This window comes from Labilibaculum euxinicum (assembly GCF_009795715.1).
Taxonomy (GTDB): Bacteria; Bacteroidota; Bacteroidia; order Bacteroidales; family Marinifilaceae; genus Labilibaculum; species Labilibaculum euxinus.
Genome location: NZ_WTCR01000002.1, coordinates 189,544 through 216,522 on the forward strand (window position 1 = coordinate 189,544; position 26,979 = coordinate 216,522).

19 protein-coding genes are annotated in these 26,979 nt (G+C 38.3%); 15 read left to right on the forward strand and 4 right to left on the reverse strand.

The genetic code is table 11. The features are described from left to right. Nucleotides 1–104 precede the first annotated feature (104 nt). Genes GQR60_RS02815 through GQR60_RS02835 form a run of 5 tightly spaced genes read left to right on the forward strand, consistent with a single transcriptional unit; the run spans nucleotide 105 to nucleotide 3,465 of the window. Nucleotides 105–443, forward strand: coding sequence for a NifB/NifX family molybdenum-iron cluster-binding protein (locus tag GQR60_RS02815; protein WP_124991474.1), 339 nt, complete (start codon nucleotides 105–107; stop codon nucleotides 441–443). 2 nt (nucleotides 444–445) lie between these two features. Continuing rightward, nucleotides 446–1,312 carry a damage-control phosphatase ARMT1 family protein gene (locus GQR60_RS02820; RefSeq protein ID WP_124991475.1) on the forward strand — a complete coding sequence of 289 codons (867 nt, stop codon included), beginning with the start codon at nucleotides 446–448 and terminating at the stop codon, nucleotides 1,310–1,312. Further along, nucleotides 1,297–2,163, forward strand: coding sequence for a P-loop NTPase (locus GQR60_RS02825; protein WP_124991476.1), 867 nt, complete (start codon nucleotides 1,297–1,299; stop codon nucleotides 2,161–2,163). Before GQR60_RS02820 ends, GQR60_RS02825 begins: the two co-directional genes overlap by 16 nt. 1 nt (nucleotide 2,164) lies before the next feature. Further along, a complete protein-coding gene (locus GQR60_RS02830) occupies nucleotides 2,165–3,052 on the forward strand; it encodes a P-loop NTPase (protein WP_124991477.1) in 888 nt (295 codons plus the stop codon). Next, on the forward strand, nucleotides 3,049–3,465 hold the full coding sequence (locus GQR60_RS02835) for an acyl-CoA thioesterase (RefSeq protein ID WP_124991478.1): 417 nt from the start codon (nucleotides 3,049–3,051) through the stop codon (nucleotides 3,463–3,465). Before GQR60_RS02830 ends, GQR60_RS02835 begins: the two co-directional genes overlap by 4 nt. Nucleotides 3,466–3,560: 95 nt before the next feature. Here GQR60_RS02835 and GQR60_RS02840 read toward each other — a convergent pair whose 3' ends face one another. Then, nucleotides 3,561–5,189 (reverse strand): SulP family inorganic anion transporter, encoded by a 1,629-nt coding sequence (locus GQR60_RS02840; RefSeq protein ID WP_124991479.1) that lies wholly within the window; start codon nucleotides 5,187–5,189, stop codon nucleotides 3,561–3,563. Nucleotides 5,190–5,613: 424 nt separating this feature from the next. Here GQR60_RS02840 and GQR60_RS02845 point away from each other — a divergent pair, with 424 nt between their 5' ends. From GQR60_RS02845 to GQR60_RS02890, 10 genes are all read left to right on the forward strand, one after another. Further along, the gene (locus tag GQR60_RS02845) at nucleotides 5,614–6,849 is read left to right on the forward strand and encodes a threonine/serine exporter family protein (RefSeq protein ID WP_124991480.1); all 1,236 of its coding nucleotides are present in this window, start codon (nucleotides 5,614–5,616) and stop codon (nucleotides 6,847–6,849) included. 145 nt (nucleotides 6,850–6,994) lie between these two features. Then, nucleotides 6,995–7,855: a YkgJ family cysteine cluster protein gene (locus tag GQR60_RS02850; RefSeq protein ID WP_124991481.1), complete on the forward strand. Its 861-nt coding sequence runs from the start codon at nucleotides 6,995–6,997 to the stop codon at nucleotides 7,853–7,855. A gap of 762 nt (nucleotides 7,856–8,617) precedes the next feature. Beyond that, nucleotides 8,618–11,071 (forward strand): trans-4-hydroxy-L-proline dehydratase, encoded by a 2,454-nt coding sequence (hypD, locus tag GQR60_RS02855; protein WP_225441318.1) that lies wholly within the window; start codon nucleotides 8,618–8,620, stop codon nucleotides 11,069–11,071. Between the two features lie 10 nt (nucleotides 11,072–11,081). Further along, the gene (locus GQR60_RS02860) at nucleotides 11,082–11,990 is read left to right on the forward strand and encodes a glycyl-radical enzyme activating protein (RefSeq protein ID WP_124991482.1); all 909 of its coding nucleotides are present in this window, start codon (nucleotides 11,082–11,084) and stop codon (nucleotides 11,988–11,990) included. A 208-nt stretch (nucleotides 11,991–12,198) separates the two neighbouring features. Next, a complete protein-coding gene (locus GQR60_RS02865; RefSeq protein WP_124991483.1) occupies nucleotides 12,199–14,136 on the forward strand; it encodes a glycoside hydrolase family 97 protein in 1,938 nt (645 codons plus the stop codon). Between the two features lie 63 nt (nucleotides 14,137–14,199). Further along, the gene (locus GQR60_RS02870) at nucleotides 14,200–15,570 is read left to right on the forward strand and encodes a DUF6055 domain-containing protein (protein ID WP_124991484.1); all 1,371 of its coding nucleotides are present in this window, start codon (nucleotides 14,200–14,202) and stop codon (nucleotides 15,568–15,570) included. A 336-nt stretch (nucleotides 15,571–15,906) separates the two neighbouring features. Further along, nucleotides 15,907–16,323: a Fur family transcriptional regulator gene (locus tag GQR60_RS02875; RefSeq protein ID WP_124991485.1), complete on the forward strand. Its 417-nt coding sequence runs from the start codon at nucleotides 15,907–15,909 to the stop codon at nucleotides 16,321–16,323. Nucleotides 16,324–16,349: 26 nt separating this feature from the next. After that, nucleotides 16,350–18,557, forward strand: coding sequence for a catalase/peroxidase HPI (gene katG, locus GQR60_RS02880; protein WP_124991486.1), 2,208 nt, complete (start codon nucleotides 16,350–16,352; stop codon nucleotides 18,555–18,557). Between the two features lie 187 nt (nucleotides 18,558–18,744). Further along, a complete protein-coding gene (locus GQR60_RS02885; protein ID WP_124991487.1) occupies nucleotides 18,745–19,728 on the forward strand; it encodes a cation diffusion facilitator family transporter in 984 nt (327 codons plus the stop codon). A gap of 24 nt (nucleotides 19,729–19,752) precedes the next feature. After that, nucleotides 19,753–20,181, forward strand: coding sequence for a pyrimidine dimer DNA glycosylase/endonuclease V (locus GQR60_RS02890; RefSeq protein ID WP_124991488.1), 429 nt, complete (start codon nucleotides 19,753–19,755; stop codon nucleotides 20,179–20,181). A gap of 99 nt (nucleotides 20,182–20,280) precedes the next feature. Here GQR60_RS02890 and pepF read toward each other — a convergent pair whose 3' ends face one another. The 3 genes from pepF to GQR60_RS02905 form a co-directional block, all read right to left on the reverse strand. Next, nucleotides 20,281–22,179, reverse strand: coding sequence for an oligoendopeptidase F (pepF, locus tag GQR60_RS02895; RefSeq protein WP_197092772.1), 1,899 nt, complete (start codon nucleotides 22,177–22,179; stop codon nucleotides 20,281–20,283). A gap of 520 nt (nucleotides 22,180–22,699) precedes the next feature. Beyond that, nucleotides 22,700–23,161, reverse strand: a complete 462-nt coding sequence (gene tnpA, locus GQR60_RS02900; RefSeq protein ID WP_124991489.1) for an IS200/IS605 family transposase — start codon at nucleotides 23,159–23,161, stop codon at nucleotides 22,700–22,702. Between the two features lie 696 nt (nucleotides 23,162–23,857). Continuing rightward, entirely contained in the window at nucleotides 23,858–26,968 is a 3,111-nt protein-coding gene (locus GQR60_RS02905; RefSeq protein WP_124991490.1) for a type I restriction endonuclease subunit R, read from the reverse strand. Between the last annotated feature and the right edge of the window lie 11 nt (nucleotides 26,969–26,979).

Consider the following 26,979-nt stretch of genomic DNA (forward strand, 5'->3'; position numbering starts at 1 on the left):
AGTGTTCCCTCTTGTTTGGGATTGATTAATTGAAATATTATATGAAACATCCTAACTGGTTTATAAGATATTGATATTTAAAATGTTAAATTAAATAATTACGAATGAAAAAGAAAATTGCAATTCCAGTTAAAGATGGAATTTTGGATGGACATTTTGGCCATTGTTCGCATTTTGCATTGCTTGATGTAATGGATAAAGCTATTGTTACAGAAGAATTAGTGGCTGCACCACCACACGAACCAGGTTTGTTGCCTCCATTCTTAGCTGACTTAGGGGTTACTGATGTAATTGCCGGAGGAATGGGAAGCAGAGCCATACAAATTTTTAATCAACACAATGTAAATGTATTTGTTGGAGCACCTCAATTAGATGCTAAAGAATTGGTAAAAGGATTTTTGGATGAAAGTTTAAGCTTTACAGCTAACTATTGCGACCACTAAATATGGATAACAGGTGTTTGACTTGCCACTCCAAAACGGTGGATTTACTAATTGACAAATTTAATCTTCAGGGGGAAGTCGCAGGTGATTTTTCCTCTGAAGTAAATCATTTACTAACAAATTGTAAGCACCTCTCAAATCCTTATCTGGCGTTGCTAATTCATCGTTTGGCGAAAAAGAAAATACAAAATGATGATTTGTACCGTGAGGAGAAGAAACATGCCAATTCAATTTTGTATTCGCAATATAAAAAATGGGTTGCATTTGTGAATGAAAATGATGAATCACTGCATATTGCCGCAAAATTAGCTGTTGTTGGCAATATTGTTGATTATGGAGCACATAGTGTACCAGCCGATATTCCAGCTAAAATAGAAGAATTACTGGCTCTTGATTTTGCTTTGGACGATAGAGATGAGATGTTTGCTGAGGTAAAAAAAGCAGAATCGGTTTTGTATTTAGGCGATAATGCAGGCGAAATAGTTTTCGATAAGCTTTTTATTCAACATTTGAATCATCCCAACTTAACTTATGTTGTTCGGGGAAATCCGATAATTAATGATGTGACTTTCGAGGATGCTGAGCAAGTAGGAATGCAGGATGTTTGCAGGGTGATATCGAATGGTCATGATGCACCTTCAACCTTAGTGGATAATTGTTCAGAAGAATTTCAGGAACTGTATACAAAAGCAACTGTTGTAATTTCTAAAGGACAGGGAAATTTTGAAGGTTTGCTAAATGAAAAAAGAAAATCACTTTATTTTATGCTGATGGCAAAATGTGATATAATGGCTGAGATGTTGGGTGTGAATAAGGGAGATTTGATCATTACAAAAAAGCAGGAGGGGAGTTTATGGCGTTTAAAATAGCCGTTGCAAGTGGCAAAGGAGGAACAGGCAAAACAACTTTTGCTGTTAATTTATTTTCTTCCATCAATGAGCATTGGACAAGAAGTGTACAGTTGGTTGACTGCGATGTGGAAGAGCCGAATGACCTTTTGTTTTTTCGGAATTTCTCGGTTAAGAGCGAGAAATTATCAGAGCAGGTGATTCCCAAAATAGACACTTCGAAATGTACATTTTGTAAAAAATGTGAGGAATATTGTGAATTCAACGCAATTGTAATGATTCCCTCAATGCAGTATGCTGTTGTGAATAAGGATTTGTGTCATTCTTGTGGTGCTTGTTTTGTGGCCTGTCAGTTTGATGCTATTCACGAAACCAAAAATGCCATTGGAACTGTGACCAATTACAATATTGGTAATGATTTGAGTCTGATGGAAGGCAATTTGCGGGTTGGTTCTCCATTGCAGACTATGTTGATTAAGGATTTAAAGAAGAACTTAGTTGGTGAACATGATATTCTGATTTACGATGCACCACCTGGTACAAGTTGTCCGGTTGTTGAGACCATTTCGGATGCCGATTTTGTGATTTTAGTGACAGAGCCAACTCCATTCGGAGTATATGATTTAAAGCTTACTGTTGATTTATTGCGTGAGGTGAATAAACCTTTTGGTGTTTTTGTAAACAAAGCCGGATTAGGAGATTCTGAAGTGTATGAGTTTCTGAAGGCCGAAAATATTGACTTGTTGGGTGAAATTCCTTTTAGTAAAGAGTATGCAGGTTTGTATGCAAAAGGGAAAATTGTGAGCTGTGTTCCCCTTCAATTCGCGAAGGAGTATCGCAAGGTGGTTGAGTATTTGAAGAAATTGAATTAATATGAAGGACATAACTATTCTTAGTGGTAAAGGAGGAACAGGAAAAACCAGTATTACAGCAGCTTTGGCTTCGGTGATTAAAAATACTGTTTTTGTAGATGCTGACGTTGACGCAGCTGATCTTCACATTATTTTTCAACCGGAAAATAAAGAGACACATGTGTTCGAGGGAGCTTGGGTTGCTTCTATTGATACTAATTTATGCACCAATTGTGGTCTTTGCAGACAGCATTGCAAATTTGAAGCTATCCATTTTAAACCGGGTGGAGGCTTACGTATCGATGCTTTTGCATGTGAAGGTTGTCGTCTTTGTGAACGTATTTGTCCTGCAGGAGCAATCAGTTCAGAGCGAAGCCGCAACAATCATTGGTTTGTGTCCGATACGCGTTTTGGATCATTGGTTCATGCTAAAATGGGACCGGGTGAGGAAAATTCCGGCAAATTGGTGACTCAAATCCGCAAAAGAGCTAAAGAAATTGCCATAGAAAAGAATGCTGACTTTATTTTAAACGATGGACCTCCTGGAATTGGCTGTGCGGCAATTGCGTCTATTACCGGAACCGATGCAGTAATTTTGGTTACAGAGCCCAGCAAATCAGGATTTCATGATTTGGTGCGTTTGGTAGAGTTGGTGCAGTCGTTCCAAATACCGATGTATGCTCTAATCAATAAATATGATATCAATTTAGAAATTTCCATGCAAATGGAAAGCTTTTTTACCACACAGGGAATTACGCTGATGGGCAAACTGCCTTTTTCCGAAGAGGTAGTTTACTCGATGGTAGAGAAAAAAACAATTTTGGAGTACAATAAAGATTCGGAAATTGGCAACGCACTATTAGAACTTTGGAAGAAAGTTGATGTTTCCGAACTAAAAATTGAACAATGATTATTGGTGAATATAAAATACGGCCAAGATACAACGAGGTGGATCAAATGGGTTACGTCTATCATGCCAACTACGTTAATTATTGTCATCAGGCCAGAACGGAACTGTTGCGCCAATTCGGCATAAACGACAAGGTGTTAGAGGATAATAATGTCATGCTTCCTGTAATTGAAATGAATTTAAGATATTTAAAACCGACAGGCTATGATGAAGAATTAACGGTTCGAACCAAAATAAAGGAATTGCCCAAGGTTCGTTTCAAATTTGAGTTCGAATTTGAAAACGGAAAAGGAGAAAAGACATGTACTGCAACATCTACGGTGGTTTTTGTGGATAGTAAAACCCGAAAACCACATCAAGTTCCTGACATGATTGTGAGTGCCCTGCAAAACGAATTTCAATTAGTAGTTTAGTTTTTATGTTTTTTTTAGGGGATTAAACATGAAAAAACCGGACTTTAGGAGGAATACCTATTGTCCGGTTTTATTTTTAAACAGTTTCTTACCAACTATAGTAATTTTTTAGCAGCTTCAACAGCATCATCAAAATTGTTGAAGATATTTTCTTCGTTTATTAAGTGATGAATTTCGCTTTTTAGTAAATCGCCCATTACTTCCGAATTTACTCCGGATAAAATCACCTTTGTTTTTCTATTTTCCAAGTTTTTAATGATTTCGGTGAAGTTTCTTACTCCGGTGGTATCCATAAAAGGAACATGTCGCATTCGAATGATAAGAACTGATGTAGAACTTTTCAGGTTGCGAAGGGTTTCCTGATATCTTTTGGCAGCGGCAAAAAAGAACGGTCCGCTAATTTCATATATCTCAATTTTCTTAGGGATTTGATTGTAATTCTGTATCTCATCCGAATCCGATTCATGTTGAATTACGCCATTGATTTTTGACATTCGATACATGAAGATTAAAGATGCCAGTACAATTCCCATTTCGATAGCGATGGTTAAATCAACCAATACGGTTAAGAAGAAGGTGGTGAGTAAAACGATAATGTCAAATCTTGAACCCTTAAGAATAGATTTGAAAGATCTCCATTCACTCATATTGTAGGAAACCACAATCAAAATACCTGCCAGACACGACATTGGAATTAATTTTGCCCATCGTCCAAATACCAGCATGATTAACAATAGAGTAAGTGCATGAATCATTCCCGCAACAGGTGTGCGTCCACCGTTTTTAACATTAGTTGCAGTTCTCGCAATAGCTCCTGTTGCCGGAATTCCTCCAAAAATAGGAGAGAAGATGTTGGCAATTCCCTGTGCAATTAATTCTGTATTGGATCGATGATTTCCACCGATCATACCGTCGGAAACTACTGCGGATAGTAAAGATTCGATCGCGCCCAAAATCGCAATAGTTATTGCCGGTTGAAAGTAATTCGGAAGATTGGTCCAGTCAACAGTTGGAACCGAGAAACTAAATGAGTTGGGAATTTCTCCATATACCGATTCGATGGTGTTAACAGGCATGTCGAAAATCTGCACAAGCGCGGTCATTGTAATAATTGCGATAAAGGATCCTGGTATTTTAGGAATCAATTTACCGGCGAACAAGGTCAATAGGACTGTACCTCCGCTAATCGCGATTGCATATATATTGAGACTGGAAATATTAGAGAAATAACAAGCCCATTTTCCAATAAATTCAGATGGAACTTCTGCTATCTGAAGACCAAAGGCTGCTTTAATTTGAGTAGAGAAAATAACCAGAGCAATACCCGAGGTAAATCCAACAATTAAAGGATGGGGAATGAATTTTAAAACCGCTCCCATGCGCAGTACCCCAAATAGAATTAGAATTATACCAGCCAAAAATGTTGAGATCATTAAACCATCAATTCCGTACTGGCTAACAATACCGTAAACAATTACGATAAATGCACCTGTAGGTCCTCCAATTTGAACCCGGCTGCCACCCAATAAAGAAATGATAAAACCAGCCACAATTGCTGTAATTAAACCTTTTTCGGGCGAAACACCTGATGCAACAGCAAATGCAATGGCCAAAGGAAGAGCAACAATACCTACAATAATTCCTGCAAATAAATCTTTTTGAAAAGCCTGGATATTGTAACCTTTTAGTACAGAGAATAATTTAGGTCTAAAAATAGAGTTCATTTGTTAATAATTTAAATGATAATAGTTGTCCCGATCAAGTTCAGGAAGAAGCCGTCATGTTTAGGTTTATCCGTAAAGGAAGCCCTAATATTTATGACAGATCTTTTTTTTTCGTTATTGATTGTTTTGAGTTGCAAAAGTAATGCATAAAGGTTCTCGTTATTCTCCCAAAAGAGAATATTTTAAGGAAAATGAAACAAAACAAGAAGTATTCTTTCTTTACCGAATATAAATGCAGGGAATAACAAGATTCCGGGACGTCTCGATGCATAAATAAATTGTATTTTTGTCCGGATTTTAAAATAGCAATCATCGGATAGCAGTGAATAGTGAATTGTGGTTGGTGAACAGAGAAAAATAAAACATTTGGACGAAGAGCACCGCCGCAAATTCAAATAATCATTTAGAACAGAAATAAAAGAACATGCAGGTTCCCGGAAAATATAAATTCATAGTTCAGTTGGGTAAGGCCTTACATACTTATGGCGTACCCTCCTATAAATCGCAGATTTATCTGACAGAGATTTCGGAAAAGAAAGGGATTAAGGGAAGTTTTATGGATACACCAACCTGGATCAACTATGTGTTTTACGAAGAGGAAGAGCAAACCTACAATTACGTAGAGTGCGTGCCGCCAGGGGAATTGAATTTGGGTGCTTTGTCGCGAATTGTTGAAATCACTAACGATGTTCTTTCAAATAAAAGCAGTTTTGAAGAAGCCAAAATTGCCATGGAGCAATTAAAAACAGCACCTTTTGCTTATGGCAAACTAACCGAATTGGCAGCCTTTATTCTTTCGGCTGGGGCATTTAGCATGATATTGGATACCAGCTGGGCTTCTGCAGTAACCGCATCTATTATTGGAGCAGTAATTTATGGTATTACTCTTTTGGCTCATAAATCGGGATACATTCGAAGTGCCTTGGAGTCACTAATAGCCTTTGTGGCCACTCTAATAACCGGTTTATTGTCCATGAAATTTGAACAGATCAATATTTCCATGACCATTCTGGCATCTATTATTGTGTTTATTCCCGGATTATCGATTACTACTGCATTGGAAGAGATCACTTCCCGAAGTTTGGTGTCGGGGACGGCCAAATTGTTCGATGCCTTGGTATCGCTTTTTAAGCAGTTTTTTGGTGTTGTTTTGGGTCTGGCAATTCTTCCTTTGTTTGTTGACCTGCAACCTAATAATGTAATAAATGATGTGCCCGAATGGCTCGACTACTTTGCCATCGTAATTTTGGCCTTGAGTCTTTCGGTGGTGTTTAAAGTGCGGACAAGAGATTTGCTGTATTGTGTAATTGCTGGATTTATTAGCTTTTATACCACTACACTTTTCGACTTCACAGGAATTTTAGTCAGTATTTTTATCGGAACTATTGTGGCCGTAAGCATCAGCAAACTGTTTAGTAAAATAACACGATCGCCTCAGTTGGTGTTTTTAGTGCCTGGAATTGTGATGCTTGTTCCGGGAAGTAAAGCATTTATTGGTTTAAGCAGTGTATTTCTAGATGCACCGGGAGCGCAAAACAACATGGGAGCGCAGGTACTTTATATTTTTATGGGGATTATTGGTGGTTTAATTTTCTCTGGTAGTTTTATGGATCGAAACATCAAAAAAGCATCCTCGAAAAGCATGCTGACAGGCCAATAAATAATTCTATTAATGATAGCAATCGGAGATATATCCTCAGGAAATTTTATATATCTGTGATTTTAAATAATGTTTTAACAATTTGGCAGCCGATTAATTATGGGGTTGTAATATAAGTGTAATATCAAAAATGAAGTAATTAATAATGCAAACAACTATACTGAGTATTCAAAATATATTGCCTCTCACCTGTGCACGAATCGGAGCTTGCTGCCATGGTAATCAAGTGTTGCTTAATCCATGGGAGCTGGTGTGTTTGGCCAGGGAGAAAGAAATGACTACAAGGGAGTTTCGTGACCTTTACTGTGAGTTCGGCGGGATTCGTTTGCAATTTAATGGAAAGGTAGGTTGGGGAGGGAAACAAGCTTGCTCTCAATATATCGATAATTTTGGGTGCAGTGTCCACTTGGGGCGTCCATTGGCTTGTCGCTTATTTCCACTGGGTCGTCAAATGCAAAGTAACGAAGTTCGCTATATGTATCAGGGAGATAAACTTCCTTGTTTGGAAAAATGTCCCGAAGTTATAGATTTACCTCAAATGAGTGTTGGAGAATATCTTAATGGTCAGGAAACGGATCAATTCGAAAAGGCTCAGGATCAATATTTAGAAATGATGCAAAATATAGCTGATATTGCGTTTGAACTATTGCTTGATACTGGTTTGTCCGAATCCGGAGATAAGGAAACATTGCCATTGTGGAGAAAGATGGGCAATGAGCCTCCGGAAGAATTAGCAGAAAGGATAGGGCAGGAGTGGATTGATTGTTTGATGATTCCTGAAATTTCTGATGACGATCCTATTGCATTTACTCAAAAACACAATAATTTGCTTCAATTAAAAGCGCAGAAAGAATTTGGAGCCTTGCAAACAAATCAAGAATTACATGAAGCTTCTGTTTTAATTATGGGAGTAGCTTTGCATTTTGCTCGTGGTATAGGGGCTGATCCTAAAAGTTTGGTTGAACATTGGATCGGAATTGCAAAGAATCACGGCGCTCAGGAATAGCGTTTGTGATAAAAGACTTCGTTCGAGCTTACCCTATTATAGTAACAGACCTGACAGGATTTTTAAAACCCGGCAGGTCTTTTTTATGAAATAGTTTCTGATATCATTGGTGATATTCCTTACGATTGCTATACTTTCATTGGTATTGGTTCCTGACAAGGAGGGATTGAACATTTAAATAATACCATGATTACAACAGGAAATACTTAGATCTTGGTTATAGGAAACGAATTAAAATAGCTTTTATGGAAAAGAATTGTGGGCTGGAAAGGAGCAGGAGAAAGTAAAATTAAATTCCCCATTTTTATTTATTGCAATAGTATTCCATAAGTCTGGAAATGTAAGAAAAAATTTGTACTGCACATAATGATTTGTGATTGATTATTGTGATGTAAGAGTAATTGCCGTGGCATAGAATGTGTTACGACTTTTTTTCTATTTGTGTTTTGGTTGATAAAGGATCTTATTTAAAAAAAAATATACGGAGGAAATGAATCAGTTGGCTAAAAAATTTCTACTTTTGATTTTAGAAAATGGACCAAATGATTATTCTTCAAACGTTAACGCATTCATATCGTCGTCTATTCAATTGCCTGATGTACTACAATCGGACAATTTAATCGATATTACCTGTTTCATACATTGACAGGTAAATTCCTCACACACTACATTCACACTTTTTATTTATTTACGGATTGGTCCGTAGATAAAGGTGTATTAGATACCCAACTTTAGTTTTTGAACCCAAAAATTAATAACAAAATGAATTCAAATAATCTACATAAAACTCCTGAGCGTGCGCCTCGTTCAGAAAGCAATTTTAGTAATGTCCATTCTTCGGATTCCCATGAAAGAATGACCGAACGTATTCAGAATTTACGCAAAATTAGTGTCGGTACAGAGCCTTCGCTCGATATCGAAAGAGCTTTGATCGAAACCGCTTTTTACAAAGAAAACAATGGTAAGTATTCCATTCCAATGATGCGGGCATTAACCTTCATGGAAATTTGTAAAAAGAAAACAATTTATTTGGGTGAAGGTGAGTTGATCGTGGGAGAACGTGGCCCATCACCAAAATGTGTACCTACTTTTCCTGAGTTGACCTGCCATAGTGTTGACGATTTAAATGTATTAAATACCCGCGATTTGCAACGCTATACCATATCGCAGGAAGATATTGATACTTATGCACGTGAGGTAATTCCATATTGGGAAGGCCGTACCATGCGCGAACGCATTTTCAATTACGTTCCTCAAGAATGGAGTGCGGCTTACGAGGCTGGTTTGTTTACCGAATTTATGGAGCAACGGGCTCCCGGTCACACGACTTTAGATGGCAAGATCTACAAAAAAGGATTGCTTGATTTTAAAAAAGACATTCAGGCTCACATCGACCGTTTGGATTTTATGAATGATGATGAGGCCACTGATAAGCTGGAAGAACTGAAAGCCATGGCAGTTTCCTGCGATGCTGCGATTGTATTTGCAGAACGTCATGCCGATTTAGCCGAAGAACAGGCTAAAACAGAAAAAGATCCTCAAAGACTTACTGAACTGAAAAAGATTGCTGAAGTGTGTCGTTGGATACCGGCTCATGCTCCCCGGAATTTTCACGAAGCTATCCAAATGTATTGGTTCATGCATCTTGGAACCATTACCGAGTTGAATGGTTGGGATGCTATGAATCCAGGTCATTTTGATCAGCATTTGGAACCTTTCTACAATAAAGGAATAGAAAGCGGAGACTTATCCCGTGAGGAGGCAAAGGAATTATTGAGTTGTTTCTGGATTAAAGTAAATAATCATCCTGCACCGCCCAAAGTGGGAATTACGGCACGCGAAAGCGGAACCTATAACGATTTTACGAACATCAATATTGGAGGAGTCCGCAGAGACGGTTCCGATGGTGTTAGTGAGGTTTCTTATTTGTTGCTGGAGATCATTGAAGATTTGCATATTCTGCAGCCGGGAAGTTCCATTCATGTTAGTACACGTACTCCCGATCGTTTTTTAAAAGAGGGTTGTAAGGTGATTCGTCAGGGACACGGTTATCCTTCCGTTTTCAATCCCGATGTGTATGTCATGGAATTGCTTCGTCAAGGTAAGTCATTGGAAGATGCGCGCGAAGGTGGTTGCAGCGGTTGTATCGAAGTAGGAGCTTTTGGGAAAGAAGCCTATGTTTTAACTGGGTATCTGAATGTTCCGAAAGTTTTAGAGGTGACCTTAAACAACGGAATTAATCCCGTAACCGGTAAAATAGCAGGGATTCAAACCGGTGATCCGCGTAATTTTAAAAGCTTTGAAGAATTGTACGAAGCATTTTTGAAACAGCTGAATTTTGTGGTTGATCAGAAAGTCAGGGTAAGTAATTATATCGACCGTATGTTTGCTAAATATGCACCGGCACCACTTTTATCGGTATTAACAGACGATTGCATTGCCAGAGGCCGCGATTATTACAATGCCGGACCACGATACAACACAAACTATATTCAATGTACTGGTTTGGGAACTATTACCGATAGTTTGGCAACACTGAAAAAACATGTGTTTGAGTCGAAAGATTTTACTATGGATTCAATACTGGAGGCTGTTGGTAAAAACTTCGAAGGGGAGGAGATTCTTCGTCAGACAATACTCAATAAAACACCTTTTTTTGGAAATGACGATGAATACGCCGATAGCATTGCAGTGCGTGTTTACAACGATTTACTGGAAGCTATTGATGGTAAGCCAAATACTAAAGGAGAAACTTATCATCTGAATATGCTGTCGACTACCTGTCATGTATATTTTGGTAAAGTAATGGGAGCAACTCCTAACGGGCGGTTAGCCGGAAAGTCTATTTCGGATGGAACTTCACCTTCGCATGGCAGCGATATTAACGGTCCTTCAGCAGTGATTCGTTCCCTGACAAAAATTGATCAGACCAAATCGGGTGGAACTTTATTGAATCAGCGTTTTCTTCCAAGTTTACTGAAAAGGGATGAAGACATTAATAAGCTGAGCAAGCTAATTCGAAGCTACTTTTCATTGGGTGGTCATCACATTCAATTTAATATTGTTGATTCAGCAACTTTGCTGGCCGCTCAGGCATGTCCGGAAGATTACAAAGACTTGTTGGTACGTATGGCCGGTTACAGCGATTACTTCAACGATATGAATGCCGATTTACAGCAGGAAGTGATCGATCGTACTGAAAATGAATCGTTTTAAATCTTTTTAAATGGGAAAAGGACTGATTTTCGATATTAAAAGATACGCTATTAACGATGGACCCGGCATTCGGGTAACTATTTTCTTTAAAGGCTGCCCTTTGTCCTGCGTTTGGTGTCATAATCCGGAAAGTATTTTGGATTACGCGCAGAAGATGTACACAGCTTCGAAATGTATCGGAGCTGTAAAATGTACAGAGGTTTGTCCGAATAATGCGCTGACTTTAACCAAAAATGGGATTGAAACAGATGTTGAATTGTGTAATCTTTGTGGGAAATGTGCTGAGGTTTGTCCAACAAAGGCCATCGAAATGTCGGGGCGTGAATACAGTACGGCTGATTTGATGAAAATTATTGAAAGGGAGACCGTTTTCTTTGATCATTCCCAAGGTGGAGTGACTTTTTCAGGAGGAGAACCTTTGATGCATTTTCAAAAACTGATTGAACTTCTCGATCAATGTGGTAAAAAGGACATTCATCGGGTAGTGGATACTACATTATTTGCGAATACGGATATTGTTCTTGATGTGGCCAAACGAACTGAATTATTTTTGGTTGATTTGAAAGCCTGGGATTCTGAAGTGCACCAAAAATATACGGGAGTTCCCAATGAGCAAATTCTTAAAAATATAAAGCGGTTGGCAGAAATAGGTAAGGATTTTATCATTCGCATCCCCTTTATCGATGGGGTGAATGCTGACGAACAAACGCTAAGAAATGAAGCAACGTTTTTATCGTCTATCCCTTGGGAACGAAAAGAAGTGAACCTGTTGCTTTATCATGATATAGCAAAGGGAAAACATCAAAAACTGGGTTCGGCTTACAAAGCAGAGGAACTGGCAACTCCCTCAGATGAAATGGTACAATTAGCTCAATCCATTTTCGCCGAAAAAGGCATAAGTGCCACTGTTGGTGGCTAATCGTAATTTACTAAAACATTCAATTAAACAGAAGATGCACATATGTGCATCTTTTTTTTACATATGTATTGGTGTTATTATGTGTTAAATATGCAACTTTGAGTATACTAATCCAAACAGATGAAACGACCCTATAAAAATTATTACACACAGGTGCATGAGTGTAATTTGAGAGTTCCATCTGACAAAAACTTAAAATGATTAACAGATGAAAAAACTAATTATTGTATTGTGTTTATTTCTTGGAAGCTACACCTTTCTTAGTGCACAACACAAACTGAAGTCCCCCAATGCAAAAATAATTGTAAGTGTTGATGTTTCCAATGGCATTCATTATTCTGTTTCGTTGAACGATCAGATATTTGTTGAACGATCAGATATCGGTTTATCTTTTAATGATATAGATTTATGCAAAAATGCAAAACTGAAGAAAACATCATACACAAATCAGGATAAGCTGGAAACTCCTGTGGTTGCTTTAAAAGAAAGTAGTATCAGAAATAATTACAATCAATTAAGCCTGGATTTTAAAAACAATTTAACCCTTGAATTTCGTGCTTTTGATGATGGAGTGGCTTACCGATTTGTTACAAACCGCAAAGGAAATGTTGAAGTAAATGAGACAGCAAAAATTGAATTTGCAGATAACTATAAAATGTGGGCTTCTCCATTGGATGGATATGCAGGCAGTTATGAACCGGATTATCAAAAAGTGAAAATAAATGATTTTTCGACTTCCAAAAATACTTTCTTACCGTTGCTGATTGAACATTCAAAAGGATATAAAATGTTGATGACTGAGGCGGATGTTTCAGATTATCCACACATGTTTCTAAAGAAAACAGGCGTAAATACGCTAAGCGCAACTTTCCCTTCCTATCCGTTAGAAACGAAATTGATTGGCGATCGCGGAAGTGAGATTGTAAAGGGAGCCGATTACATTGCAAAAACAACAGGCAAGAGAAGCTTTCCCTGGCGTTTAATGGTCATCTCAGAAAAAGATGCACAGCTAATGGAATCAAATTTGGTCTATTTACTGGCTCCGGAGAATAAGCTTGAAAATACCGATTGGATCAAACCGGGCAGAGTTGCCTGGGACTGGTGGAATGCTTCTAATTTGTACGGCATTGATTTTAAGGCTGGCTTAAACACAGATACTTACAAGTATTTTATCGATTTTGCAGGTCGCAACGGTTTGGAATACGTTATTTTAGATGAAGGTTGGTCGGTGTCAACTACAGATATCACGAAACCAAATCCAAAATTGGATCTGTTTGAGTTAATTCGTTACGGGAAAGAAAAGAATGTAAAGTTGATATTGTGGGCTAGCTGGAGAGCCATTGAGGACCAATTTTTCGTACTCAGGAAATACAAAGAGTGGGGGATTGCAGGAATTAAGGTTGATTTCATGAACAGAGCCGATCAATGGATGGTGAATTACTATGAAAAAGTGGCCAAAGAAGCTGCGCAAAATGAGTTGTTGGTTGATTTTCACGGAGCCTTTAAACCCAATGGATTGCACCGGGCCTATCCAAATGTAGTTTCTTACGAAGGGGTTCAGGGAAATGAACATTGTAAATGGTCAGCCAACGTAACTCCCGAACACATGCTAACACTTCCGTTTACCAGAATGGTATGCGGCCCGATGGACTTTACTCCGGGGGCGATGCGTAATTTTAACTCCAAAGAATTTAAATTCAACTTTTACCGTCCGGGCAGTCAGGGTACACGTTGTCATCAACTGGCACTTTTTATTGCCTACGAAAGCGGAATTCAGATGCTTGCCGACAGTCCTTCCAATTACGAAAGAGAACAGGAATCAACAGATTTTTTAGCCAGTGTACCCAATACATGGGATGAACTAAAAGTTTTGGAAGCAAAAGTCGGAGAATATCTTATGATTGCCCGTCGAAAAGGAGATCAATGGTTTATTGGAGCAATGAATGATAATGAGACCGAAAGAGAATTTACCATTGATTTATCATTTCTTTCTTCAGGATCAAAAAAAGCAATTATCATGCAGGATGGTCTGAATGCAAATCGATTTGCGGAAGATTATCAAAGAATCGAAAAATCAGTAAGCAATCAGTCGAAACTGACTGTAAAAATGGTCAAGGGAGGCGGTTTTGTGGCTCGAATTAAGTAATGTTTCGCTTGGATGCGTGGAATTTTTTAAGTGAAAGTATTGATAACGATTTAATTGATAAGAATGATACATCCAAATTTCGTAAAAATTTCAGGAATAGTTTTGTTGACTGTATTCGCAGCATCTTGTGCCAACAAGAGCAATATGGGATCGAAACAGACTGCTGCCGAAAAGGAATTATATCTGCCTGCAAAAATTTATTTTGTGCCCGATAGTAATGACTACAACAGCGATACCAGTAAGTATTGTTACAAACGAATGATACAATCAGAGAATATAGCCCTTTTCTGGGATAAGGAATTTGGAGATGATCCGATGACCAATGCTGATGAAACAAAGCGTTTTGATGCGAATGAAGCTCTTAAGGAATGTGAACGGTTTTACAACTATTATGCAAATGATCTCAAGATCGTGCAGAAAGGCAAATCATTGTCAGATAAATACAAGTTACTCATGTTTGTATTCGGAGGCAAAGAGGGAACTGCATTTGGCGGTGGAGAAGAGGATAAAGTGGGTGTTTTATGGACTCCTGCAACAAGAATTAACCGTGCACCGTATGGAGCATTAGCTCACGAAATGGGTCATAGTTTTCAATACATTTCCTGTGCCGACAGCGGAACGGGGCCTACAGGACCGATTATTGAGATGTCTGCGCAGTACATGTTATGTCAGGTGTATCCGGAATGGATGACTTTTGAGAATTATCATTTGGTAGATTTTATGAAGGGAACACATTATGCATTTCTCCATCCGGCAAACATGTATCATTCACCATATGTGTTGGAATATTGGTCGGATAAGCATGGAAAAGAGTTTTTTGGAGATTTGTGCCGTGCAACCAAAAACGGTGAAGATCCTGTTGCAACCTATAAGAGGATGAATTCATTGACTCAGGATCAGTTTAATGATGAGATGTTTGATGCTTCACGGAAATTCATCACTTGGGATATGAAGCGAATCGAGAAAGTGGCAAAACAATATGCCAATCAACATTATACCGTTTTGAATGATATAGGAAATGGATGGTATCAAATTGCAGCATCGAATTGTCCTCAGAATTACGGATACAATGGAATCAAGTTGAACGTTCCTAAAATGGGAACAAAAGTGGTTCTGAATTTCAAAGGAATTGCAGGTGCCAAAGGTTATAGTACAGTCAAAACTGATAAAGCCGGGTGGCGGTACGGATTTCTGGCTTCGCTGAAAGATGGCAGTCGTGTTTACGGAGATGTATTTAAATCTGCAGCTGATACAGTATCTTTTACAGTGCCCGAAAATACCGAATACTTGTGGTTGGTTGTAAGTGGTGCACCTACTGAACATTGGCCGGTTGTTTTTAAATGGGGAGCATCGGATGATGATAGTCAGGAGGAGCAATGGCCCTACCAGATTAAATTATCGGGAACCGAAATTGACAGTTCTCAGATAAAATAAATGATACTGTTTGCATAAAGCGCAATTGACAATTAGCAGAAAAATATTTTTCATAAGTTTAGTAGTAGGGAGGAGAACATTATTATATGTTTTGCCTCCCTTTTTTTTGTTTAGATGACAGATGATCAGTCCTTAAATTAACTTTCAATAAATTCAACAAAGCCTATGCGAAACGTTTATTGATTACTGCGTACCGGCCATTTCCTTCTTAGTGTTCATTCTGATGAGCAATCCATCGATTATTACCTGAAAATAAAATTCGTGAAAAGAAAAAAAAGTTGTAAGTTAGTAATTCCTAAAAGAGAATAATTCTCATTTAGATATTAAAAATGTAAAATGAGTTCAGAAGATATTAAAAATAAGTTGACAGAAAAAGGTTTAAAAGTAACCCCACAAAGAATGGCAATTCTGGAAGCAATATATAATCTAAAAAATCATCCGACTGCGGAGAATATAATTGACTATATAAAAAAAATGCACCCCAACATTGCCACAGGCACAGTATATAAAGTTTTAGGTGCTTTGGTTGACAATCGATTGGTGAAGAAAGTGAAAACAGAAAATGACATCATGCGTTACGATGGAGTCATGAAAAGCCATCATCATTTATATTGCATGGAATCGGATGTGATAAAAGACTATGTTGATGAAGAACTGGATGAGCTGCTTCAGAATTATTTTGAAAAAAAGAATCTTCCGGGTTTTAAAATAGAAGATATAGTCCTTCAGGTAAAAGGAACATTTAATAAGTAGTAAAATTTCACTTAAAATAAATTAGTATGGAAAATGATTCAGGAAATATAAGTAAATGTCCGGTAACCGGTGCAAGCGGAAAACACAGTTTTGGTGTTGGCGGCACAAAAAACCGTGATTGGTGGCCAAATCAGCTAAAGCTCAATATTCTTAGGCAGCACGCTGCAAAATCAAACCCAATGGGCGAAGAGTTTAACTACGCCAAAGAATTTAAAAGCCTTGATTTAAAAGCAATAAAAAATGACCTGTATGAGTTAATGACTGACTCGCAGGATTGGTGGCCGGCAGATTTTGGACATTACGGACCATTCTTTGTACGCATGGCGTGGCACAGTGCAGGCACCTACCGTACAGGTGATGGTCGTGGAGGAGCAGGAAGCGGACAGCAGCGTTTTGCACCCCTAAACAGCTGGCCCGATAATGTGAATCTGGATAAAGCACGCAGATTACTTTGGTCGGTTAAACAGAAATACGGCAAAAAAATCTCATGGGCCGATCTTATGATACTCGCAGGGAATGCAGCTTTGGAATCGATGGGGTTCAAAACCTTCGGATTTGCAGGCGGACGTGAAGATGTATGGGAACCTGAAGAAGATGTGTACTGGGGTTCGGAAACCGAGTGGCTGGATAATGATGAACGTAAACTGGACACAGAGGAAACAGATAATCCACTTGCAGCCATTCAAATGGGATTAATCTATGTAAATCCGGAAGGACCGGATGGAAACGCCGATCCGCTTGCTGCGGCCAAAGACATTCGTGATACTTTTGCCCGTATGGCAATGAATGATGAAGAAACCGTTGCCCTGATTGCAGGCGGGCATACATTTGGAAAATGCCATGGAGCAGGAGATGCTGCTCTTGTAGGGGCTGAACCCGAAGCTGCTGCCATTGAAGAACAGGGTCTGGGTTGGAAAAGTAATTTTGGCGCAGGAAAAGCCGGCGACACAATCTCAAGTGGTTTGGAAGTGATCTGGACACAAACGCCTGTGAAGTGGAGTTATTACTTTTTCGAAAATCTGTTTAATTTCGAATGGGAACTAACAACAAGTCCGGCAGGAGCAAAGCAGTGGGTCGCTAAAAATGCAGGAGATCTAATGCCTGATGCTCACGATGCGTCTAAAAAACATGCTCCCACCATGCTTACTACCGACCTTTCTTTGCGTTTCGATCCTGTCTACGAAAAAATTTCAAGACGTTTCTATGAGCATCCTCTTGAGTTTGCCGATGCATTTGCCAGGGCTTGGTTCAAGCTCACACATCGGGATATGGGGCCGCGTTTGCGCTATTTAGGGAATGAAGTGCCGGCAGAAGAACTTATTTGGCAGGATCCGATTCCGGCCGCCAATCATCCTTTGATTGACGGGAAAGACATTGCCGGATTAAAAACGAAAGTTTTACAATCGGGACTTACTGTTTCGCAATTGGTTTCAACGGCGTGGGCTTCGGCTTCAACATTTCGCGGTTCCGACAAGCGCGGAGGTGCCAATGGCGGCCGTATCCGCTTTGCTCCGCAGAAGGATTGGACTGCCAACAATCCGGTTCAACTGACAAAGGTTTTAGGAAAACTGGAAGAGATTCAAAAGGAATTCAATAAGGCTCAAAAGAGTGAAAAAAAGGTATCTCTTGCCGACCTGATTGTGTTGGCTGGATGTGCTGGAGTTGAGAAAGCGGCAAAAGACGCCGGCAGTAGTGTAAGTGTTCCTTTTACTCCTGGACGTATGGATGCTTCTTTGGAACAAACCGATTTGGAATCTTTCAAAGTACTGGAGCCTGCAGCTGATGGTTTCCGTAACTATTTAAAAACAAAATACAAAGTTTCCACAGAAGAACTGTTGATTGACAAAGCACAATTGTTAACATTAACAGCTCCTGAAATGACTGTGCTGATTGGCGGTATGCGTGTATTGAATACAAATTTTGACAATTCCGGACATGGTGTTTTCACAAAACGTCCGGAAGTGCTCACCAACGATTTTTTTGTAAATCTTTTGGATATGAGCACAGCATGGATGCCGGCATCAGAGGACAAAGAGAAATTTGATGGCCGCGACCGAAAAACCGGCAAAATAAAATGGACAGCAACCCGTGCAGATCTTGTTTTTGGTTCGAACTCTGAGCTTAGGGCACTTGCCGAGGTTTATGGAAGTTCGGATGCTCAGGAAAAATTCGTTGCAGATTTTGTGGCGGCATGGAACAAAGTAATGAATCTTGACCGTTTCGATTTGGTTTGATTTTTTTACCGTCTTATAAAATTTACTAATTCAACAAAAACCTTCGTCTGATTGGGCGAAGGTTTTATTTTTTTGCGGCAATCAGAAATACTTTTTACCGGGCAGTTATTTGTAAATAACTGTGTATATACCTTATAAAAGCTACTTTATTTATGGGACAAATGCGATATATTCCATAAATTTAAATATGCGCGAAAATGATAAAAGAATAAAATTGGTTGTTCAACGGAGAATTGTACTTTTTTCTGTTCTGATTTTTGCTGCAAAAACGGGAGCCTACTTCTTAACCAATTCTGTTGGAATTTTAACGGATGCCCTGGAAAGTACCGTAAATGTAATGACTGGTTTTATCAGTCTTTACAGCATAAGTTTTGCCTTAAAACCACGTGATATTGATCATCCTTTTGGACATGGTAAAATTGAATCAATATCGGCTTCAATTGAAGGAATATTGATTGTATTGGCAGGTCTGGTTATTATTTTTGAGGCAGTGAAACGTTTGTTCAATCCGCGTGAACTGGAGCAATTGGATGTTGGGATACTGATTGTTGCCCTGGCCGGATTACTAAATTACATATTGGGTTACTTCAGCATTAAAACCGGAGAAAAACACAATTCAATTGCTTTGGTTGCCGGGGGAAAACATTTACAATCGGATACTTATTCTACCATAGGATTGGTTGTTGGTTTGGGTTTTTTATGGCTGACAAAAGAAGCTTGGCTCGATAGTGTTATTGCCATGCTGTTTGGCTCGATCATTATCTATACCGGTTACAAAATTCTAAAAGAGACCACATCGAATTTAATGGATGAAGCCGATTTTAATTTGTTGAAAGATATCAGTAAAATTCTGTGGGAAAACAGGAATGAAAATTGGATTGATGTAAGCAATCTGAAATTACTGAAATACGGAGACAGATATCATATTGATTGTGATTTGACACTGCCTTGGTATATGAATATTGCTGATGCCCATAAGGAAGGGGATTCTGTAACACAAAAGATTTCAGAACATTATCCTTATCCAATTGATTTCACCATTCATACGGATGCCTGCAACAGCGAATTGTGCAGGAATTGTTCCATCTCTAATTGTGAATTTCGCTCTCATTCTTTTGAAAATGAAACTGTTTGGACTATAGAAAACACAATAAAACAAGCAGTTTCTTAATTACCAACAAATAACATCCCTATTATGAGAATCTGGTCGGTACACCCTAAATATCTCGATACAAAAGGATTGCTTGCGCTCTGGAGAGAAACACTGCTGGCTAAAAATGTATTGGAAGGCAAAACGAAAGGCTATAAAAATCATCCGCAGTTACTGCGGTTTAAAAATTCCGGCAAGCCGCTTCATTGTATCAATCAATATCTGGAAGCTGTTTACGAAGAATCGTGCAGGCGTGGCTATCAGTTTAATAAAGACAAGTTCGATTTGTATAATGAACCTGCAGCTTTGCCTGTAACAAACGGACAAATAGAATTTGAAAGGAATCATCTGCTAAAGAAACTGGAACAGCGCGATGCCGAGAGATATTTAAAATTAGCAGAAGAAACCAGTATCGAGACACATCCGCTTTTCAGAGCAATTGAAGGCGGTGTTGAGGAATGGGAAATTGTATAAAATATTGGAAGAAAACAGCTTGGCATAGAGAAGTATTCGCCTCAAAAAAAAAGGCAGTTCCAAGCGGAACTGCCTTTGTAAATTTATTTCGAAACAGATTTAATTCTTAATCTTTTCAATTTCGATTGCCAATTGATCAACCAGTTTGTCCAATTGATTAATTACGGCCAGCATCGCTTCCGGTTTCGATAAATCAACACCGGCTTTTTTCAATTGTTCCATTGGAAAATCGTTACCACCCGATTGTAAAAGAGTGATGTATCTTTTCAAGGCTTCCTGTTTCTCAGTTTTGCTTCCCTCGGTTACATCTTTGTACAATTTAGCCGACGATGCAAAACAGGTTGCATACTGGTACACATAGTAAGGAGAGTTGTAAAAGTGAGGAATTCTTGTCCATGGATAGTTTGAATACTGTGTTTTCTCAGTAACATCGCCGTAATACTGATCAGCAATTTCGCCCCAGGTATTTGTTAGTATTTCTGCGTTAACAGGCTGTCCCTGTTCTACCATAGTATGAACCTGATATTCGTAATCAGCAAACATGGTTTGTGCAAAAAAGGTACCTATAATTCCTTCAATAGACTGAGTCAGTAAAGCAATGCGTTCCTTAGGATCTTTTGTTGTTTCCATCATATGATCCAGTAACAGGCGTTCGTTAAAAGTAGAGGCAACCTCAGCCACAAATATTGTATAATTCGAAGTGGTGAACGGCTGTGTTTCGTTCGATAAAGTCGTGTGCATGGTATGTCCCAACTCATGAGCCAAGGTGAAAACATACTCAAGCGTTTCATCGTAATTTAACAGCATGTAAGGATGCACGCCGTAAACTCCGGCCGAAAATGCTCCGGAACGTTTGCCGGGATTCTCATAAACATCCAGCCAACCGCTGGCAGTTGCTGTTTTTAATTTTTTCTGATATTCTTTCCCCAAAGGCAAAACTGATTCAGTAACGATTTTAACAGCTTCATCGTATGGGTATTTCTTGTCGAAATCAACCAAACTGATTGAACCGTCGAAACCATAGTATTTTTCCAGACCCAATACTTTTTTACGAAGTTTGTAATATTTCTGAACAGGTGCCGTATTTTCTTTTACCGTTTTAATCAGGTTCAAATACACATCTTTCGGAATGTTGTTGCCTTCCAGTGAAGCATCCAGACACGATTCGTAATTTCTGGCCCGTGCATTTGCCCATTCCGATTGAATAATTCCGTTGTAAACAGCGGCGTAGGTGTTTTTATTCTTGTAGTATACATCGTAAATTGCTTCGTAAGCCTTTCTACGGTCAGCCTGATTTTTGTTGTTGGTAGTAATTTGAGAGTACATTCCCGGTGTTACAGTCACTTTCGAACCATCCGACAGTTCCACTTCCTGAAATTCGATATCAGCGGTTGATAAAGCTTCAAATACCGATCCTGCAGTTTCTGATACCTGAGAGTAATAGGATACCAGTTTTCCCAATTCTTCACTCAAAACATGTTTTTGTAAACGATACATATCCATCAATTCGAATTTGTAAACGTCCAATTCTTTGTTTTCAGCAAGCCATTGTTTCATGGTAGCTTCCGGAATTGCAATCATTTCAGGCGAAATCCAGGCTGTTACAGGTCCAAAACCGGCAAACAAAAGTCCAACTTTCTGCAGTTTTGCCTGTAAATCCATATTACGTGTATCAACAGTGCTTTGGAACGAAACAAACTGATAAACTTTGTAAGCTTTTTTCATCAGGTTCTCTTGCGCAGTCATTAACTTTAGCAAGTTGTCAGAACTTTCGCCAAGCGTTCCTTTACAGGATAGAATTTCCTCCATGTCAACCGAAATTGCCTTAAAATCAGCTTCCCAGGCATCCCAGTTTTCATAAATATCAGAGAAATTCCATTTGTACTTTTCCGGAATTTCTTCTCTGCTTTTGTAATTCACCTGTGCCGTTGTCTGCAAACACATTGTAGTAGTAAAGGCTGCTACAAGCAATCCTTTTCCTACTTGTTTAAAATTCATTTTCATTGTCCTTTATTAATGTTAGTTGAATAGATATTTGATGTTAAAGCAATAAATATAAAATGATGGGCGCAGATAAGCATAATTTTTTCGATGTAAGACTGTAATATCGGGATGTAAGTGGAATATTGAAGAGCAAAACCTTATTGTTTGGAGGGAGGAATTTAATGTTGATTGCAACAGAGCTTGGATAGAGATATCATTGAGGCGGTGCAGTATGTCAGAGATAAAGCAAGGGCGCAGCCCTGATGTCTTCGCAGCAGATAGTTTCCGCATCATTTTTTTTAGGAGCCTTAGCTCCAACATCTACGCAAGATTTTCATGCCAGAGATAACAACAGGGGCACAGCCCTGATGTCTTTGCAGCAGATAGTTTCCGCACCATTTTTTTTAGGAGCCTTAGCTCCAACATCTACGCAGGATTTTCATGCCAGAGATAAAAACAGGGGCACAGCCCTGATGTCTTCGTAGCGGGTAGTATCCGCACCGATCCAATAGGGGCGTTAGCCCTGTAATCTTCTCTAATTGTACCATTCAAATAAATATTTAGGCTTGTAATTCACGTCGAATTTTTCCAACAACAATAAATATTCTTCTTTAAATGATTGTTTTTTATGGTGTTCCGGTTGGTTCAATACATATTTTACCACATTATCGATATGCGATTTAGAATAGGTAAAAGCCCCAAAACCATCTTGCCAGGAAAATTTTCCAGGGATGTATTTTTTTTCGTTCAACCATTTGGAAGAACCCGATTTTACCTGCTCCATTAATTTTGATGGGGAAATAGTCGGATGCATTCCAATAAAAATGTGTGTATGATCGGGATTGCAATAGATGGCATAGGTTTTACATTTTTGGTTGGTAACAATGCCACAGATTACTTTTTCTAATTCATCCCTGAACCGTTCTTTGATTAGGTTTTCACGCCCTTTAACCGAAAAAACGAATTGGGTATATAATTGGGTGTATGTATTTGCCATATTTGTTTTTTTAAGATGTCAGGGCTACGCCCTTTTTTTTCTTGTCATTATTCATTTTCTACGAAGATGCATGGGCTACGCCCCTGAAACTGTATTTTGCCATATTTGTTTTTTAAGATGTCAGGGCTACGCCCTTTTTTTCTTTTAATTTATTCTTTTTCTACGAAGATACATGGGCTACGCCCCTTTTTTTTAGGAGCCTTAGCTCCAACATCTACGTAAGATTTCTATGCCAGAGATAAAAACAGGGGCGCAGCCCTGATGTCTTTGCCGCAGATAGTTTCCGCATCATTTTTTTTAGGAGCGTTAGCTCCAACATCTACGTAAGATTTTTATGCCAGAGATAAAAACAGGGGCGCAGCCCTAATATCTTCGTAGCCGATAGTCGCACCAACCCAATAGGGGCGTTAGCCCTGTAATCTTTTCTAATTGTACCATTCAAATAAATATTTAGGCTTGCAATTCACGTCAAATTTTTTCTCCTGTATGTTTTCAATTCTGGCCTGCATATGTTTATTATTTGTTTTTTTAGTAGGCAAAAGCTTTAATCTGTTTGTTGTATTTAGAAGTCTTTCTTATAATTAATATTCCTAGAATAAATGAGGCGATAACAATTGCAGCAAAAATAAGGATGCATACAATTGCAAGAATTGTATCAAAAATCACGCACTAGCGGGGGCTTGCAAATAGAGATGGCTATATTTCAAACCCTCCACTAATAATAAATTCTTGTAGCAGATTATGCACCTTAATATTTACTTTGAATGGTGGTATTTTTGTTCCTTCTTGTGTTTCAAAATACACCTTTGCTTTACCTTTATCTACTGTACTTTTTAATTCATCAAAGCGACCATATTCGTTGATGTTTAACTCCGTTATAGAAGTGTTCATCATATTTCTAAGTTTGTCTTCATCTAGCCCTAATACTTGAACAATATTGTAGATTTCGGCATTCTTAGCTTTGAATTGATACTCAGTTATATATTCCCTAAAGGTTTTCTTTAAATCAATGTTAATATTGCCACTTTGCACATCATGGAGAAAAATGTTGGCATACTTTTGTTCTTCCTGAGTTAGAGAAGCAAAAGATTTATGCAATTCATCTAAGGTTTTTTGAATTTGGTCGCTATCTGCATCTTCCTGTTTTAGGGTCTTTAGGAATTTCTCAAAACGAGAGTTCATATAATCTGCATCTATCTTACCTGTATCAATTTCAGTAATATGACCATCAATTTCAAAAGGAATATCTGAGCCACCAACACCGCCACCGCCACTTGATAACTCTTTGTAACGAAGTGCTAAAATTAGATAGGTTTTCTCATCACATTTAAGTTCAATTTTACCAAACGAATATTCTGTTTTACCCCATATAAACCCCTGTATTTTTGCAGCTTCTAAATAGGCATTAAATTCTTTAAAGAGCTGTGCAAACCTACCACGTTCCGAAAGGTCAGCAGGTAGCTTTTCAAAATTTGCAACACCTGCATTATCAAATAGCTCAAATATTTCGTCATAAATGGAATTCATCCTCTTTAGGTTACTTTCGAGTTTTTCAGCGAATAAGCCCATAACCTTGTTGCCGGAATAAAGCTCAATGGCTTTTTTAATATTCTGTTCCATAGTGTGTGGCAACCTGTAATACCGTATCGTTCCAAAAGGTTTGTCAGCACCAAATAAACGGTTGGTACGTGAAAATGCCTGAATGATATTTTCGTAATGAAGTTCCTTATCTAGGTACAAGGTATTTATCCATTTAGAATCAAAACCGGTAAGCATTTGGTTTACTACAATTAATAAATCAATTTGCAGCTCTGGTGTTCTTTCAATTCTTATATATGGTGCTTTATGGGATAGTCTTGCTGAAATATCTTTCTTAAACTTTGCGTGGGTAGCCAATGTAAAATCCTGACCGTAAGTTCTGTTGTAATCTTCTAAGATTTCAACCAATCCATCTTGTTTAAATGTTACACCGCCATCATTGTCGATATTAGGGTCGAATAGTGCTGTTATTTTTAATTCCGGATTTGTATGTTTTATCAATCGGTAATAAGAGATAGCTTCAGGAATGCTGTTTGTTGCAAAAATGGCATGAAATTTACTATCTTGACTGAGTGTAATCCAATTATCAATTATATCTTTTACAACTCCTAATGTATGTTCTTCACGTTCATATTGGCTTCTTGGTAAGTAATCTTCAATTCCTTTAACATATCTTCCAGCATTGTTTATAAGACCTGCCATCGTCACCTCTTTCATGAACCTATTAAAGATTACCTTTTTATCAGGGTTTGCCATTGCATCTTTTTCATCAATAGCTCTTGCTTTTTCTAGTGCAACCGCCCTACGTAAATCCTTATCCTTATAGGTCATTACCTTGTATGGATCGAAGCCAAGTACATTTTTGTCTCGTATACCATCGGCAATACTGTACCTGTGTAATTCATTGCCAAACACGTCTGTTGTAGTATTCTTTTTCTTTTGGTTTTCGTCCTGAATAGGTGTACCTGTAAAACCGAAAAATATAGCATCAGGAAATGTGTTTTTTATTGTTGGCAGCATGTTTTCGCCAAATGTTGACCGGTGGCATTCATCAACAATAAAAACAATCCGCTTTGCATTTATTAATGCAATATCATGCGTTTTAAGCCCATCTTCTTCTTCATTAATGTTGCTCATTTTCTGAATAGAGGTAACAATTAATGTGTTGGCAGGGTCTTCACTTTTAAGTTTTGTAACTAAAATACCTGTATTTTCGGTGGCTTGCACATCTTCACTTTCATCGGCAAAGCCTTTATATTCTCTTAAAGACTGCGTGCCAAGCTCAATTCTATCCATTAGAAAAATTACTTTGTCGGCATCTTTCGAACTGGCAATTAATTGAGCGGATTTAAAACTGGTCATTGTTTTACCCGAACCTGTAGTATGCCAAATGTAGCCACCCAATATATTTTTACTTTTCCAATCTGTTTTTGAAACCTTGTCGGATATGGCATTGGCAGCAAAATACTGATAGCTCCGCATTACTTTTAATACGCCATCGGAATTATCGGCTACAGTATAGAAACCGATTAACTGATGAGCCATAGGAATAGACAACAAAGTAGAAGCTACAGCCTTCCAATTATTAATAGGTTCGTTGTTGAAGTCAGCCCAATGAAAGTAAAAGTCTTTGTTAAACTTTCCATCGGGACCAGGATTAGCAAAATATTTGGTTTCCTCTGGTTCCATAGCCACGAATACTTGAACCAATGAAAATATTCCGCTAAAAATACCTTCGTTGGAATATTTCTCAATTTGGTGGTATGCCTGACTTACAGCTACACCACTTTTCTTCAGTTCGATATGTATTACAGGCATTCCGTTAATTAAAAGCATAATGTCGCCACGGCGGTCGTTTAATATTTTAGATTTGCTTTTAAACTGAGGTTGCTGTACAATTTGATAACGACTTTGACCTGCTGCTATTTCGTGTCGGTCGTATATTTTTAAGCTAATTTCTTTGCCAAAATGTAAGGAGTCATTAGGATTATCTCGTGTAATAGAAACCGTTTTACCATTAATAAACCCATTTAATTTAAGGGGAGTGCGTAACTCTATAATTTGCTCAAGTATCTGTTGCATTTCGCCATTGGTTAAAGGCGTGTCATTAAGGCGGTCGATGTCTCTGTTGTTTTCAAAGAGAATATTTGCCCAGTTCTTCAACAAATCTTCTTCGGTAGTGTATTTTAACACTTCTTTCTCCCATCCTTTTTTAGAAAGTTCGTGGATTAAGGCTTCTTCAAATTTGGCTTCTGCTGTATAGGTCATTTTATTTTAAA